Origin of the sequence: Lysinibacillus sp. RS11 (assembly GCF_042019215.1) — a bacterium.
Lineage (GTDB): Bacteria > Bacillota > Bacilli > Bacillales_A > Planococcaceae > Lysinibacillus > Lysinibacillus xylanilyticus_A.
In genome coordinates this window covers 1400406-1414598 of record NZ_CP168124.1, presented here as the reverse complement: position 1 = coordinate 1414598, position 14193 = coordinate 1400406, and the positions used below count along the sequence as shown (strand labels likewise).

16 protein-coding genes and 1 pseudogene are annotated in these 14193 nt (G+C 35.2%); 12 read left to right on the top strand and 5 right to left on the bottom strand.

Annotation, left to right across the window (positions count from 1 at the left end; translation table 11 throughout):
- Positions 1–53 precede the first annotated feature (53 nt).
- The 4 genes from AB9L17_RS06900 to AB9L17_RS06885 all read left to right on the top strand — a co-directional run bounded on the left by AB9L17_RS06900 (position 54) and on the right by AB9L17_RS06885 (position 3771).
- Positions 54–956 (top strand): hypothetical protein, encoded by a 903-nt coding sequence (locus AB9L17_RS06900; protein ID WP_375200258.1) that lies wholly within the window; start codon positions 54–56, stop codon positions 954–956.
- Between the two features lie 474 nt (positions 957–1430).
- A complete protein-coding gene (locus tag AB9L17_RS06895; RefSeq protein WP_068982941.1) occupies positions 1431–2078 on the top strand; it encodes a TetR/AcrR family transcriptional regulator in 648 nt (215 codons plus the stop codon).
- 11 nt (positions 2079–2089) lie between these two features.
- Complete coding sequence (locus AB9L17_RS06890; RefSeq protein WP_217492391.1) at positions 2090–2977, top strand: ABC transporter ATP-binding protein; 888 nt, start codon at positions 2090–2092, stop codon at positions 2975–2977.
- Positions 2974–3771, top strand: a complete 798-nt coding sequence (locus AB9L17_RS06885; protein ID WP_223553036.1) for an ABC transporter permease — start codon at positions 2974–2976, stop codon at positions 3769–3771. Before AB9L17_RS06890 ends, AB9L17_RS06885 begins: the two co-directional genes overlap by 4 nt.
- Positions 3772–3843: 72 nt before the next feature.
- Here AB9L17_RS06885 and AB9L17_RS06880 read toward each other — a convergent pair whose 3' ends face one another.
- Positions 3844–4443 (bottom strand): TetR/AcrR family transcriptional regulator, encoded by a 600-nt coding sequence (locus AB9L17_RS06880; RefSeq protein WP_068982944.1) that lies wholly within the window; start codon positions 4441–4443, stop codon positions 3844–3846.
- A 115-nt stretch (positions 4444–4558) separates the two neighbouring features.
- Between AB9L17_RS06880 and AB9L17_RS06875 the strand changes: the two genes are divergently transcribed.
- From AB9L17_RS06875 to AB9L17_RS06845, 7 genes are all read left to right on the top strand, one after another.
- On the top strand, positions 4559–5047 hold the full coding sequence (locus AB9L17_RS06875) for an HXXEE domain-containing protein (protein WP_068982945.1): 489 nt from the start codon (positions 4559–4561) through the stop codon (positions 5045–5047).
- A gap of 111 nt (positions 5048–5158) precedes the next feature.
- Positions 5159–5887, top strand: coding sequence for an ABC transporter ATP-binding protein (locus tag AB9L17_RS06870; RefSeq protein ID WP_375200257.1), 729 nt, complete (start codon positions 5159–5161; stop codon positions 5885–5887).
- Complete coding sequence (locus AB9L17_RS06865; protein ID WP_068982947.1) at positions 5884–6900, top strand: ABC transporter permease; 1017 nt, start codon at positions 5884–5886, stop codon at positions 6898–6900. Before AB9L17_RS06870 ends, AB9L17_RS06865 begins: the two co-directional genes overlap by 4 nt.
- A 204-nt stretch (positions 6901–7104) precedes the next feature.
- Entirely contained in the window at positions 7105–7986 is an 882-nt protein-coding gene (locus AB9L17_RS06860) for an ABC transporter ATP-binding protein (protein WP_375200256.1), read from the top strand.
- 21 nt (positions 7987–8007) lie between these two features.
- On the top strand, positions 8008–8715 hold the full coding sequence (locus AB9L17_RS06855; RefSeq protein ID WP_375200255.1) for an ABC transporter permease: 708 nt from the start codon (positions 8008–8010) through the stop codon (positions 8713–8715).
- A 209-nt stretch (positions 8716–8924) separates the two neighbouring features.
- Complete coding sequence (locus tag AB9L17_RS06850) at positions 8925–9731, top strand: hypothetical protein (RefSeq protein WP_068982950.1); 807 nt, start codon at positions 8925–8927, stop codon at positions 9729–9731.
- Positions 9724–10125, top strand: coding sequence for a hypothetical protein (locus tag AB9L17_RS06845; RefSeq protein ID WP_223553032.1), 402 nt, complete (start codon positions 9724–9726; stop codon positions 10123–10125). Before AB9L17_RS06850 ends, AB9L17_RS06845 begins: the two co-directional genes overlap by 8 nt.
- 233 nt (positions 10126–10358) lie before the next feature.
- On the opposite strand, the gene AB9L17_RS06840 is transcribed toward AB9L17_RS06845, so the two are convergent.
- Positions 10359–10817 carry a DUF523 domain-containing protein gene (locus AB9L17_RS06840; protein ID WP_068982952.1) on the bottom strand — a complete coding sequence of 153 codons (459 nt, stop codon included), beginning with the start codon at positions 10815–10817 and terminating at the stop codon, positions 10359–10361.
- A 228-nt stretch (positions 10818–11045) separates the two neighbouring features.
- On the opposite strand from AB9L17_RS06840, the gene AB9L17_RS06835 reads away from it, so the two are divergent.
- Complete coding sequence (locus tag AB9L17_RS06835; RefSeq protein ID WP_223553031.1) at positions 11046–11672, top strand: NUDIX hydrolase; 627 nt, start codon at positions 11046–11048, stop codon at positions 11670–11672.
- Positions 11673–11721: 49 nt separating this feature from the next.
- Here the strand turns inward: AB9L17_RS06835 and AB9L17_RS06830 are convergent, their stop codons facing one another.
- The 3 genes and pseudogenes from AB9L17_RS06830 to AB9L17_RS06820 all read right to left on the bottom strand — a co-directional run bounded on the left by AB9L17_RS06830 (position 11722) and on the right by AB9L17_RS06820 (position 14076).
- Positions 11722–12243 carry a DUF6886 family protein gene (locus tag AB9L17_RS06830; RefSeq protein ID WP_375200254.1) on the bottom strand — a complete coding sequence of 174 codons (522 nt, stop codon included), beginning with the start codon at positions 12241–12243 and terminating at the stop codon, positions 11722–11724.
- A 13-nt stretch (positions 12244–12256) separates the two neighbouring features.
- Positions 12257–12667, bottom strand: a pseudogene (locus AB9L17_RS06825) (class I SAM-dependent methyltransferase); the annotation flags it as partial.
- A 206-nt stretch (positions 12668–12873) separates the two neighbouring features.
- Positions 12874–14076 (bottom strand): YbfB/YjiJ family MFS transporter, encoded by a 1203-nt coding sequence (locus tag AB9L17_RS06820; RefSeq protein ID WP_375200253.1) that lies wholly within the window; start codon positions 14074–14076, stop codon positions 12874–12876.
- Positions 14077–14193: the final 117 nt, after the last annotated feature.

Sequence of the window (14193 nt, the reverse complement as noted above, 5' to 3'; positions counted from 1 at the left end):
AATAGAAACCTATATAGATACATTTACGGAAAAATAAAGTGGGGTGTGAAAGGATGCTTAAAGTAAATGATGCAAAAGAAATGGTACTCAGAATTGTGCAACATGACCCATTATTTGTCGTTATACAAAATACGCCGCCTCTAGAAGAAACACTTTATAATGACGACTATTTAGCGCATATTGAGGAATCAAATTATTATTCTACTTCAGATGTCGCTGGCTGGTTTGAAATAACTGATGCGAAGCTTCGTTATTACATTAAACCATTTGAACAGTATATTTTTGATAGTGCTGTGAATAGCCCAAACACCAATATTCGTTTGAATCTTCCTGCCATTTTAAGACTTCGTATGATATTACTATTAAAGGATGAACACCGCGTTAAAGGTTTGAAGCTTTTACTTGGCCTTGATGATCATGCTCAACTCATTAACCATCAAATAACTGCGACAACTTTAGGTACTGATGATTTAACCAACAAAGTCGATGTTCTTGGAAACGTGCTACAGCAAATGATACAAACAGGACTCTTCAATATCTTTCCAACTGAAGAGCATGGGGCATTACAAGTAACGATTAATCAAGATTTTCTTGCGCAAAAATTTCAATTACTATCCTCCGAATCTAGTCTTCAAGTTGAAGAAATTCAAAAGGAAACAGCTGAACTTAAAGAAGAAAACGAAAATTTACAAAGGCAAATTTCAGAGCTGCAAGAGGATAGCGTGAAGGATATTGTCCAAAAAATTCGTGAACGTCATATTGAAAATGAAATTGTATCGACATTGCGGACAGAAGCATTACAGCAATTTTCTACGCAAAACAAGGTAAGTTTCTTTACAAAAATTTTCCGCTCCTCACAAATTGAGATGGAAAAAGAGCAATTTGTGTTGAGCTATATTTCGAAGCACCTGGAAGAACGTTTAGAAGTAGCACTGCATAATTATTATGGGAATTAAATACCTGTTCTTTATAAATCACATAATTTTTTCCAAATTATCATTCTTTAAATACTTAAAAACCTTTGACCTAGTGGACATTTGGTTCCAGTCAGAAGTTTTTCGTGGGAAAATAACGAGCCTCCTCAGGGTAACATGCTGTAGGTCACGAAGGTGTTGTCAATGGAAGTGACGATTACTTTTAACCCTCCCTGAGGGGTCTCGATTACCCATTTGTACCCGAAAAACATTGTATCGAAAATTGTTTACTTCAACTACAGGACTCATCACCCCTTCTGCATTTCTCCTTATTTTAGAAGAATAACACAATTTTTTCCTTCCCACTCTCCCTTATCTGTTACACACAAGGCACCTCATCCTAAAATTCACTTGATCATTCCCTAATCCCTTTGAAAAAATATCCATATCTTAAATTGACCACATTGGTCAACTCATATATAATCATGTTAAAAATAAACTGAAGGGAGAAAAAACTTGTATCAAACATTCCTTAATTTAGAGGTTGAAAAACAACATAAAATTATTAACTCAGCACTCAAAGAATTTTCCATCAATAATTACGATACTGCTTCAACAAATAAGATCATTAAAGATGCCAAAATTTCAAAAGGTATTTTGTATCACTATTTTGGTAGTAAAAAAAATTTATATCTTTACTTATATGAATACGTTACAACGATTTTCATTGATGCAATCAATAGCCGCTTAGATTTTGAAGAACCTGACATATTTAAACGCTATGAACAAATCATGAAAATAAAATTGGAATTAATTAAGCAGTACCATACTTTATTTGATTTCCTTAAAAAAACGTATATCGAAACAAGTTTAGAAGTAAGAAGTGAGCTCGATCAATCTAATTTAACTTTACAAAATAGTTCCTATGAAAGTGTGTTTGCAGGAATTGATTACGATTTGTTTCATAAAAATATAGATAGTAAAAAAGCAATAGATACCATTCGGTGGGTTACGGATGGAATAAGTCATCGATATGAAGAACAATTAAAAAGTAATATAGATAACAGTGAGGCCTTTAACCAACTTTTAGAACAATGCATGGAGGAAGCAAACGATTATTTTCAATTTTTAAAGCAATTAGTATACAAAAACACAAAGAGGTGAATTGTATGACAATGATTGAGGTCAATAATTTGACTAAAAAATTTGGAGAATTTTATAGCATACAAAAGGTGGACTTACAAATTAATAAAGGTGAAGTATTCGGATTTTTAGGTCCAAACGGTGCGGGTAAATCTACAACAATCCGGCATTTAATGGGCTTTTTACAACCGACAGAAGGACGTTGTTTCATTAAAGGATTAGATTGTCGTCAATCTACGGCTGAAATACAAAAATTTATTGGCTATTTACCAGGTGAAATAGCTTTTATTGATAAAATGACGGGTCAACAATTTATTAAATTTATTGCGCAAATGCGAGGATTACACGATTTAACAAGAGCACACGAACTCATGCAATACTTTGAATTAAATGCTACAGGGCTTATAAAAAAAATGTCAAAAGGGATGAAACAAAAAGTTGGCTTAGTTTGTGCGTTTATGCATAACCCTGAAATCGTCATTCTAGATGAACCAACAAGTGGATTAGACCCTCTAATGCAAACAAAATTTATTGAATTTATTTTAGCTGAAAAAGAAAAAGGAACGACGATCTTCATGTCCTCTCATATGATTGAAGAGATCGAAAAAACTTGTGACCGTGTAGGCATAATTAATGCTGGGAAGATTGTTGCAACCGAAACAATTGCTGACTTAAAAAAACGCAAATCAAAAAAGTTTTTAATCGAATTTCACAACGAGCAGGAGCTATCTCGTTTCCTAGAAGAACCATTTAAAATTGAAAAAATCGGGCCAACAAAAGCCATTGTAAAAGTTCAAGGTAATGTCCAAACATTGCTTCCAACATTAGCAAACTATCAAATTCTTGACCTTGATGTGATTTCTCAATCTCTTGAAGATATATTCATGCATTACTACGAAAAAGGAGGTACAGAATCATGAACTTTACTTTGCTAAAACATGAAATGCTAGCTACTGTAAAACTATTTTGTATTATACTCGCTGTATTAATGCTATATATCATTAGTATTGTCTATATGTATAACCCTGAAATGAGCAATACCCTTAAACAACTTACTGCAACGATGCCCGAAATGATGGCGGCTTTTGGTATGAGTAATATAGGTGATTCATTAATTGAGTTTTTATCTACCTATCTGTATGGATTTTTATTACTAATTCTTCCGTTAGTTTTCATGATCATGTTAGCAAATAAGCTCATAATGGGCTATATCGATAATGGTTCCATGGCATACTTAATTGCAACACCGAATACACGTTTTAAAATCGTCTTTACACAAGCTTTCTTTTTAGTTGCTAGCATCTTTATACTTCTCTCGACGACAACTTTGGCTACAATCATATTTTCCGAGATTTTATTTCCAAATGAATTGGATATCACTGCTTTCCTGACATTAAATATCGGTCTTTTTTTCTTACACTTTGCCATTAGTGGCTACTGTTTTCTTGTTTCGTGCAGTAGCAAGGATTTAAGAACTTCTTACGCGTATAGTACCGGAGTGCCCATACTGTTTTACTTAATTGAGGCGCTTGGCAATATGGGGGGCTCTTTAGAAAAGCTTCAGTACTTCACTATTTATTCGTTGTTTGACCCAGAAAAATTAATGGCTCAAGATAGCTCGTCCATATGGATGCTAGGAGCATTATTTTTAATCGGGATGCTATGTTATATGTTGGCTATTCGTGTTTTTGTTAAAAGGGATTTGTATTTATAATGTAAAAATCTGCTTGCTTTCTCTGAACAAGCAGATTTTTATTGCTAATACACGTGAAACCTGTGTTAACATTCAATACTGCGTAGACGTTAAATTACAAATAAACAGCACTAAACGGGAATGAATTGTTGCCAATTCCTCCACACTTACATCCTCATTTCCTCTGTCTAACCACTCCTGAATAACTCCCAAAATTGCAGAAGCTAGAAAAGCCTTTAAATATTGCTGGAAACCTGAATCTTGTAATTCCTCTCCAATAACGGATAGTCTGTCTAATATTTGATTACTAAATACTTCCTTCATCCTTTTGCTAAATGCTGGGCTTCCCTGCTCCCCTAAGATAACTCGAAAAGCTGTAGCATGCTCTTTAATGCATGTAATGACTTCAACAAATGGTTGATATAGCTGCCCCGTTTTTAATATGTGAAAGGCTTCTAATGGTTGCACATGTTTAACATAACTTTCTAGTTCATTTAATAGCTCCTGCTGCAAATCCTCCATTACTTCAAACTTATCCTTATAATGTAAATAAAACGTTCCTCGATTAATGTTTGCAGTAGAAGCCAGATTTTTAACGGTTACTCGTTCAAAGCCTACCTCTTCTATTTGTATAATTAATGCATTTTTTATAGCTGACTTTGTTTCAAAATTCATCATTTTATGGATAGACATGTATACCCTCCGTTCTATTGACACTTTATACCAACTTGTTCATTGTAATAGCCAATATGCTAACGTAAAATTTTATTAGTATCAACACTGTGTTCAGTAAAGGAGAGAGAAATTTATGGAAGCTTTAGCAATTTTCTTTTGTTTAGCCATTACCCTACACAATATTGAAGAAGCTATATGGTTACCTCAATGGTCACAGCACGATTCAAAGTTTCAAAAAGCTGTGACGCCAAATGAATTTCATTTCGCAGTGTTTGTGATTACAGCTTTAGCTTATTTATCGGCATTTTTCTTTATCTTTTTGCCCCAATCTAATTTTGCGAAATGGTTTTTCGTTGGGTTTTTAGGCGCGATGATGATCAATGCTATTTTTCCGCATCTTCTAGTAACAATAGTCATGAAAAAATATGCACCTGGACTTGTAACAGCATTACTACTTAATATTCCAATCAACTCCCTAATCATTCATAGGATGTTCGAGACTCATTTAATTGGATGGACAGAGCTACTATTTTCAACGATTCTAGTAAGTATTAGTTTGTTAGCGCTTATCCCATTTTTGTTTAGGTTAGGAGGATTAATTTCACCTGGCTCGAAAACGTAGTAATCCAAAATCACTTAACACTTTTTATTTGTTTGTTTATTGTAATTCCCAATACACTGCCTTAAAATTTCAGGTATCAACACTATGTTCAGTAAAAGGAGCGATAAATAAATGGGAAACAACGCAATTTCACTAAACTCCATTGAAAAAAAGTTTCATCAAAAACAAGTAATTGCCCCGCTTTCCTTAGAAATTCCAAAGGGACAGCTTATTGGCTTACTTGGTCCTTCAGGCTGTGGGAAAACGACGTTAATTAAAATGATCATGGGAATGATCAAACCCGATAACGGCAATATTCAAGTATTAGATTTTATCGTCCTTCATAAGCAATTACTGACGGATATCGGCTATATGGCACAATCGGATGCACTGTATTTGGATTTAACCGGTGAAGAAAACCTTCATTTTTTTGCTAAGCTTTATCGATTATCAAAAAAAGAGCGTGCTGAGCGTGTCAATTATGCTGCAAGCCTTGTTCATTTAACGGATGATTTAAATAGTAAGGTATTGAATTATTCTGGAGGGATGAAACGGAGATTGTCCCTTGCAATTGCTCTTATCCAAAATCCAAAGCTGCTGATTTTAGATGAGCCAACTGTTGGTATTGATCCAGTATTAAAAAAAGAAATATGGCAGGAATTAATTCGATTAAAAAACGATGAGCATAAAACCATTTTAGTAACGACACATGCAATGGATGAAGCAGAGCGCTGCGACCAGTTGGCTATGCTACGCAATGGGCGGATCATCGCACATGGAACACCTCATGATTTGAAAGCTCATTATCAAGCAAAAGATTTTGATGAAGTATTTTTAAAAGCTGGAGGTGAAGCACTATGAGAATCGGCGCAATTGTTACAAGAATTATTCAGCAAATGGTTCGTGATAAACGTACACTTGCCCTATTATTTTTCGCACCACTTCTTGTACTTTCGCTAATGTATTTTGTGTTTAACAGTGATGAACCTGAAGTAACACTAGTTGTTTCAAATGGACCTGTACAGCTAATTGAAAAACTTGAAGCTGCGGATTTCCATGTCATCGAAAACAATGATTTTACTATTGCCAGTCTAAAAGAAGAAAAATATGATGGCTGGTTAGCTTTCAATCAATCTCAATTAAAGCTCACATTATTAAATGATGATCCGTCTACCGCCAAGGCTTTAAAAATGAAGCTTTCTCAGGTTTTACAGCCAGAGCAATCTTCTAAGATGAAGTTGACGACTGACTATGTATATGGCGATGAAAATACCGCTATTTTTGATATTTTTAGCCCGATGCTTATAGGTTTCTTTGTTTTCTTCTTCGTCTTTTTAATCACAGGTATAGCTTTGTTAAAAGAACGAACTTCAGGGACACTGGAACGTTTACTAGCTACGCCGATTAAACGTTCTGAAATAGTTGCTGGCTATATGATTGGTTATGGTTTATTTGCCTTACTTCAAACGACTATTATTGTATTATTCGGGATTTATGTCCTGGATATCGTACACGTTGGTTCAATTTGGCTCGTTCTACTAATCAATATTATCGTCGCACTTGTTTCATTATCATTAGGAGCTCTCTTATCAAGCTTTGCTGCTTCAGAGTTTCAAATGATGCAATTTATTCCGCTTGTCATTGTACCGCAAATTTTCTTTTCAGGTATTTTCCCACTCGATAATATGGTTGAGTGGCTACAAAATATAGGTCGAATCATGCCACTTTACTATGCCGCTGACGCGTTGAATGGGGTTATGTATAAAGGTTATTCCTTTAGTGACATTTTCTCAGACTTAGCCATTCTCACTTCCTTCGCTCTTGTGTTTATTACATTAAATATTGTAAGTCTTAAAAAATATCGATCATTATAATCAAAAGGGTCTGCTCAAATTGGGCAGACCCTTTTTGTAAACTAACCAAAATTAGAAAATTACACCAATTTTCATTAGCAATAGAACTAATATTCATCTATACTAAATTTACAGTTACTGGTCTTGGACTTTGTACATCGTAAGTATACATAAATAGAAATAACAGTGATTTAGAATAAGAAAGCAAAAAAATAAAGGTGTGTAATGATGAATACGATTATGGAAATCCAGAACATCTCTAAACAGTATAGAGGTAAGCAAATTTTAGAGAATGCTACATTTTCTATTTGTGCCAATCAAATAATAGCTCTTGTAGGAAAGAATGGCTCAGGTAAGAGTACCCTTCTAAAGATCATTGCAGAATTGGTCGATGCTGACAGTGGTTCCATTGTGAAACATCGACAATCATTAAAAATTGGATATGTGCCAGAAGTGACGCCTTCACATATTTTGTTTACACCTGAAGAATATCTTTATCATATGGGCAGCATTCGAGGTATGACCAAAAAACAACTACAGCAAAGAATAAATGACTTACTTGAATTATTTCATTTACAGGATGCACGGAATATCCGGATTGATCATTTTTCCAAGGGTATGAAGCAAAAGGTTATGATCATGCAGGCAATGCTTGAAGATACAGATCTGCTAATCTTAGATGAACCATTGTCAGGACTCGATCCTAAAGCACAGAGCGATTTAGAAGAAACCCTCTCTATTTTAAAGGACAGAAGGTTAAGTATCGTTTTAACATGTCATGAAACAAAATTACTTCAACATCTTGTTGATACCGTCCTTGTTATTCAAAATAACAAAGTTATTCAAAGTGATTCGACACATAAGAGGAAGACATCGAAAAATAAATTAATTTTTGAAATTTCAAGTGAGGAATTAGTTGATAACCTATTACCTATTCTTGAAATTCAACAACAAAATCTATTAAACAACGGTTGTTTTGAGGTAATCACCTTTATTAAAGCACAGGATACAGACCCAGTATTATTAGAGCTACTACATAAAAAAGCCGCAATTAAACAATTAATTCCGATAAATGAAAAGGAGGAACAATTCTATACCCATTTTTAATGAGGAAGAATAGACGCCGACATGACTAGTTTATTACGCTATCAATTTATCAATTATTTAAGAACCTATAAATATGTTCCACCCTTTTCAATTTTCATTTTATGTCTTGTTGTAAACTATACCTTTGTCCCCAATCCAATTTTAGATAGCTATTCGTTTACAGCTATCATTCTCTTCTTTCTAATGGGATGGTTTACAATCACACTATTTCACGCAGAAGATGAAGAGCAAAAAGTAATTACCACGCTTCATGCAAAAAGTCGAAAACAGTACAATTTAGGAGTTTTTATAATCTGTGGCCTCATTGGTTTAGGCCTAAGCTGTGTATCCGTAATCTACCCTACTCTAATCGGTGCCTTTGAAGAAGAGCCAAGATTTATACATCAATTACTAGGATTCCTATCACATTTTAGTTTATCTGTACTAGCCATTGCACTTTCAGCTATCTTTACAAGAGAACTCGTCAAAAACAATCAAAATACTTGGTGGGGTGTTCTTAGCATCTTAATTGTTTCTGTTGTGATCGCTACCTTAAAAGAGTCGATTCTTCAGATAAAGGGACTGATTTGGCTACTTCCACCCGTCCACCTGTCATTGGAAATGATGAGTTCAGAGGATTCTATAAAAACAATACCGAACAACTTTTATTCGCAGTTTGCTTGGATATTTATCTATGCAAGCCTAGTTATAGCGTTGTTCTTCCTCCTGTCAAATCGAAAAAGGAAATAAGATTTCTAAAGAAAGAGAGACATTTTATGTTAAAAAAGCTAAAGTGCTGATTATAGAAGACGAAGGTTATTTAAATACGGTATGTCAGAATTTGCAAACAGTAAATTGGATCGACGTTTCAAACAATACTGGCTGGGCAATTTTTCGTGCGTTAAATGATGAGGGCAATATATAATAAAAGAAATTCAAACTAGATTGGTTGTGATGACATGGAAACAGTTCCTATTCCTATCGACGCTGAACATATTGTTAGCACCTCTAGTAAAGGCGATCAATCGAAATGGCGTATCGGCAACAAGTGGGTCAAACAAAATGCACGAGGTTATGAAGGGCAAGCAGAAGTATTAGCTTCCCTCATTCTTGAATGCTCAACTCTTGATCGTTCTAAATATGTCGTCTATCAGCCATGTATCATTCAGTTGGCTGACGGTGAACAATTTGAAGGCTGCTCTTCACTCGACTTTCGTGGTACAAAACAGGAAGTGACACTTGAGCGCTTGTTTGAAGCAAATTTCAGCTCTACTGACCCTATTACAAATAACAAAACACTTTCTACTAAAGAAAAATTCGAGCAATTAATGGCGCAGGTTGAGCAGTATACAGGACTCGTTGTACATCAACAGATTGCACAGCTATTCGCTTTTGATGCCCTTATTCTAAATGAAGATCTGCATACAAATAACATTTTATTTTTATACGATCCAAAAGAAAAAACATGGGAGCTGGCGCCTATTTTCGATAACGGGCTTAGCCTATTATCCGATGAAAAAGACTATCCATCCGGCAAACCTTTAACGATTTTAAAGCGAAAAGTAAAGGCAAAACCACTGAATTCATCTTTTACAAAACAACTTGCTCTTTACGAAGGACCACCCTTTATTGATAAGGAGAAATTAGTAGCGGCAATCGATCAATCACCGTACGATTTTGGACGTGCTAAGGACGTATTACTTTCACAGTTGCGTGATCCAGTTTTGAAACATTTATTCATAGAAGGAAGTGAATCTATTGATTGATTACATGACTTTTGACGTGATGTGGATGGATGACATTATTGCAAATGTTGAGTTAAAACCGACTGATGGTGGCACACCGTATGTCATTAACTATATTGAAGATTTTAACAAGCAATTTTCACCGACGATGGAGGGGCATATAACCTTAGAAGAACTGGAGCGTTGGCTAAAATGGCGAACCTTCCCCCCTACTCGGGTCAACGCAAAAGAATTACTGGCTTCACTAGATATGCAAGCCTATAATCGCTGGGGCATCGTGCGAAAAACACACGGTGTCATGGCAGATGATGAGATTTGGATTCGATTTAAAGGCGAAACCCTCACACATCGGGATGTCTGCTTACGCAAGGATTTATATTATCCTGAGGAACCAAATTTTCTAGATTTTCAATAAGTTAACTGATGGAAGACTTATGCTGAAAGAAGTTAAACTAGCTCTCAGACGTATTCTAAATCGAGTTGACGGATGATTCCCCAACTCGATTCATCTGGGCGCTCTTTAAGAAAATTAGCATCAAACAGAGCGAAAATTTTTAGCAAAGAACAGATAAGAGTATAAAACAAGAAAAATGAATTCCTTTTTGTATCGAAAGGAATTCAACTTTTCATAACTTTACAATGATAAAATTATTTGATATCTGAGAAAAAATCTTCTTCAGAAAAGACCTCAATATTATTTCTTCTGAGCAAAGCGGTAGTTACGCCTACGCCAACTAATTTTGTCCCATTGAAATCTCCATTGTAAATCATTGCACTGCCACAGGATGGACTATACTCTTTTAATATAACCTTAGTTGCACCTAGTTCAAGTGCTTTCTGTAATGTTGCATATGCACCTTTTAAATAAAGCTCCGTTACATCACTGCCAGATTTTCCAATCACTCTCGCTTTTCCAACAAGAACGTCTTCACCATCTCCGCCAACTATTTCTGCTGGCACACGAGGCGTCGAAAAACCGCCCATAAGTTCAGGGCACACAGTTACCGCCTTATTTTCTAACACAAGCTGTTGAATTCTTTCATCTAAACTATCTGTTCCGTTATAACGTACCTTTAATCCTGCTAAGCAGGAGCTTATTAAAATCATATGCGCACCTCATTTTTTAGCAATTTCGTATAAGTATCACTATAACTTATTAGAAAAGTCCGTCAACAGCTCTTACAATGACTTAAATTGCTTCCTTGCCCCTCAATTCTTTTTTAATGAGCGATATTGATTCTTTTAACTGACTTTAATTATTTAAGTAGCACATTCATTTCACTGATTTATGCTACTATTTCTTTATCTAGATTTTTTGAACTAGTAATACTATGCATGACAAAAAAGAAAAGTTATCAAAAATGCAAATATGATTTAATTAAAAAGCAGATCAATGGTGGAAGCGTACTGACTGGAATCTGCCAAATTCAGATGCTTGAAATTTTCGCTTTGCCATTTCAAAAGGAGGAAAAAGAATTGGTTGAATTTACAATCTGTTTTCTTAAAAAGGGTGACAAAATATTATTACTTAATAGAGATTATCCAGAGTGGATGGGAGCTTGGAATGGTGTAGGAGGAAAGATTGAGAAAAATGAAACCCCACTGGCCGGTGCATTACGAGAAATTAAAGAAGAAACAGGCATTGCACTTCAGGATATTACATACAAAGGAAAAATAACGTGGACTGATGGTACAACCAACTTTGGCTGTATGTATGCTTTTATTACTGAATTGCCAGAGTCCTATCCATATGTGACACCAATTAAAGTCGCAGAAGGCATTCTCGATTGGAAAGATCTATCATGGATTTTCCATCCTAAAAACGTCGGAATAGCAGATTTAAAATATTACTTACCAAAAATGCTAGAAGAAACAAACAACTATGAATACATATTTACATATAAAGAAAGTAAATTGATTGACGTGACTACTACTCCATTAGCACAAACAATTATTGTCTAAATACAACAAGTCTCGTAAACGCGACTGTAACGTTTACGAGGCTTGGCTGTTATTTTCTTGGCTGTGCAAATCGCATTCTACACATCGACCAGTTAAATGATGTTTTTTGAATTTCATCATGAATATCCCACAAATTATCAACTATTCGTACTTCAACATTACGTTTAAACAATTCCTCAAATAAATTTTCCACTTCAAATTTAGCAATAGGATATTGCGTTGTTTCACTTGTATAATAACCAGCATTTTGATCCTGTAGTGTAAACCCTTGGATATCAAACTCATATAAGTAGAGTTTCGTATTTTTCATCGTCTCAAACCACTTGCTTTCAATAACAATAACGTGTGAACATTGTGTCGATGCTATAAAAACTCGTTTATCCTGTTCCGTAGTAGTAGCACCAATATGATAACAAACACGCGGGCAATTTCTAGGTGTTAAAAAGTTAGGCAAACATGTATCGTTGATTGCCCATACTAGCCCTTTTTTCGGATCTAAATCTGGTCGATCCGGTAATCGGGGATGAAACACTGTCATATCATTTTCCTCACTGACATGAAATATTCGCACATGTTTCCCTCCTTTATTTTCTTAATTTAAATACGATAAAATCTGCACAATGTAAATCTTCCTCGAATTGTGGATACTTGGTAAGCATCTCTTTTGAAGGCATCGGTTCGATAACGTCTTCTATCGTAAATCCTGCTTGAATAATTGCTTTCATATAGTTCGTTAATGTTCGGTGATAAAAGACAATTTTTTCATCAGAATCTAGCGGAAGCTTTTGATCATATACACCTTCATAAAAATATCGCTGAACTTTCCAATACTGTTGGTCAAGTTTTTCATTTCTGATCCATCCGCTATTAGGCGTAATAAAGCAAGGATGAAGAATCGAAAAGATGAATGTGCTATTTGGCTTTAACAGGCGATACATCTCATTCAAAGCTGCCTGATAATTCTCTAAATCTTGCAGAACCATATTGGAAACAATACAACCTTTCTGCATGTTGATTCCAGCGTCTAATCGCCTCTTCCGTTGTTACTGTTCTTTTCATTCTATTTCCTCATTTCTTTATAGAATCGTAACGTTACGTCTTTTGTGCACATCAATATTTTTTCTATCATGTAGATAGAGGCACGCCATCTTTAGATAAATATTCAAGCCAGAAATCCTGATTGGATTTCTGCTTTTCTAATTTAAGGACTAGATTGAGTTTTGATAGGCAATGCATGATCTAAAGTCGCCTGTCGTTTAACAGTGATCCATCTTCCACATACCATCACAATCAATGCAAAAAATACAATGACTCCTGCAAAGATAAGCGCTGCCTTATAGCTATTATAAACGGCCACAAGCTGACCAGCGATGATTGGACCAATAATTTGTCCAAATGCATAAAACGTTGTTAACAATGATACTACTGGACCGCTTTGCGTTGGGAATAGCTGACGTGCATAAGATGTCGTTAACGTCACAATTCCTACAAATGTTAAGCCGAATAAAAACGACGATAATAATACGCTCCATGCTGTTTGTGAAAATACTGGTAACAAGATACCTAAAACTTGCAATATGTATGCCACAAACAAAATTTTAATTGCTGAGAATTTCTCTAATAATATAGTCCAAACAGGTGCTGACGGTATGGCCGCTACCCCAACAATGACCCAGCTATACGAAGAGTACTCTTGCAGTGAAGGAATATTATGAATGATATCCACTAAAAAAGTACCTGTGATAATATAGCCTAACCCCTCTAAGCCATATGCGACAATCAGCCATGGCATAAAGCCCGTTGTCATTTTTGCATCGGAGGATTTTGCGGTCCTCACACTATCCTGTACATCCAAATCTCTCCAAAGTATAAATGTCATTACTAAAAACAGAGCAGATAAAACCCCTAAGCCGATCCACGTCCCTTGCCAAGCAAAACGCGCTTCAAAAGCAGGTACGAATAAACCTGAAATAGCAATTCCTAATCCAATACCACCAAATAAATAGCCTGACCATCGTGTAAGGGAATGCTTTGCTAAATAATCCATAATAATGCTCGATGTTAAGACAAAAATAAGTCCCCCTGTGATGCCTGCAAACAGACGAAGTACAAGCCAAACACTATATATTTCAATGATTCCCATAAGAACAATAGAAAGGACATTCAAAATAACACTTAACAATAAAAAGTTCTTTTTTTGGCGATTGATAAATCCTGCCCACAACGCGCCAATAAAATAGCCAATATAATTACTTGATGCCAAAAACCCTGCAACTTCAAACGAAAACCCGACATCATTACGCATAAATGGCAAAATTGGTGTGAATGCAAATCGGCTAATTCCCATTGCCACTACAAGTAATAGCACCCCTCCAAATAAAATTCCAACATGCTGTCGATTCATCTCGTCCCCACCCCCTAAAAACTTTTTGTAATTAAAAGGATACAGAGGGAAAATTAATAAATCTAATATATAATTTATATAAAAGGATAAAAATTTTTTATAAAAGGTGGATACTTA

Coding starts and splice junctions, on each gene's coding strand:
- AB9L17_RS06860 (WP_375200256.1), top strand. CDS start 7,105: ATGATGAATACGATTATGGAAATCCAGAACATCTCTAAACAGTATAGA.
- AB9L17_RS06855 (WP_375200255.1), top strand. CDS start 8,008: ATGACTAGTTTATTACGCTATCAATTTATCAATTATTTAAGAACCTAT.
- AB9L17_RS06820 (WP_375200253.1), bottom strand. CDS start 14,076: ATGAATCGACAGCATGTTGGAATTTTATTTGGAGGGGTGCTATTACTT.
- AB9L17_RS06870 (WP_375200257.1), top strand. CDS start 5,159: ATGGGAAACAACGCAATTTCACTAAACTCCATTGAAAAAAAGTTTCAT.
- AB9L17_RS06850 (WP_068982950.1), top strand. CDS start 8,925: ATGGAAACAGTTCCTATTCCTATCGACGCTGAACATATTGTTAGCACC.
- AB9L17_RS06900 (WP_375200258.1), top strand. CDS start 54: ATGCTTAAAGTAAATGATGCAAAAGAAATGGTACTCAGAATTGTGCAA.
- AB9L17_RS06875 (WP_068982945.1), top strand. CDS start 4,559: ATGGAAGCTTTAGCAATTTTCTTTTGTTTAGCCATTACCCTACACAAT.
- AB9L17_RS06885 (WP_223553036.1), top strand. CDS start 2,974: ATGAACTTTACTTTGCTAAAACATGAAATGCTAGCTACTGTAAAACTA.
- AB9L17_RS06835 (WP_223553031.1), top strand. CDS start 11,046: ATGACAAAAAAGAAAAGTTATCAAAAATGCAAATATGATTTAATTAAA.
- AB9L17_RS06880 (WP_068982944.1), bottom strand. CDS start 4,443: ATGTCTATCCATAAAATGATGAATTTTGAAACAAAGTCAGCTATAAAA.
- AB9L17_RS06890 (WP_217492391.1), top strand. CDS start 2,090: ATGATTGAGGTCAATAATTTGACTAAAAAATTTGGAGAATTTTATAGC.
- AB9L17_RS06840 (WP_068982952.1), bottom strand. CDS start 10,817: ATGATTTTAATAAGCTCCTGCTTAGCAGGATTAAAGGTACGTTATAAC.
- AB9L17_RS06865 (WP_068982947.1), top strand. CDS start 5,884: ATGAGAATCGGCGCAATTGTTACAAGAATTATTCAGCAAATGGTTCGT.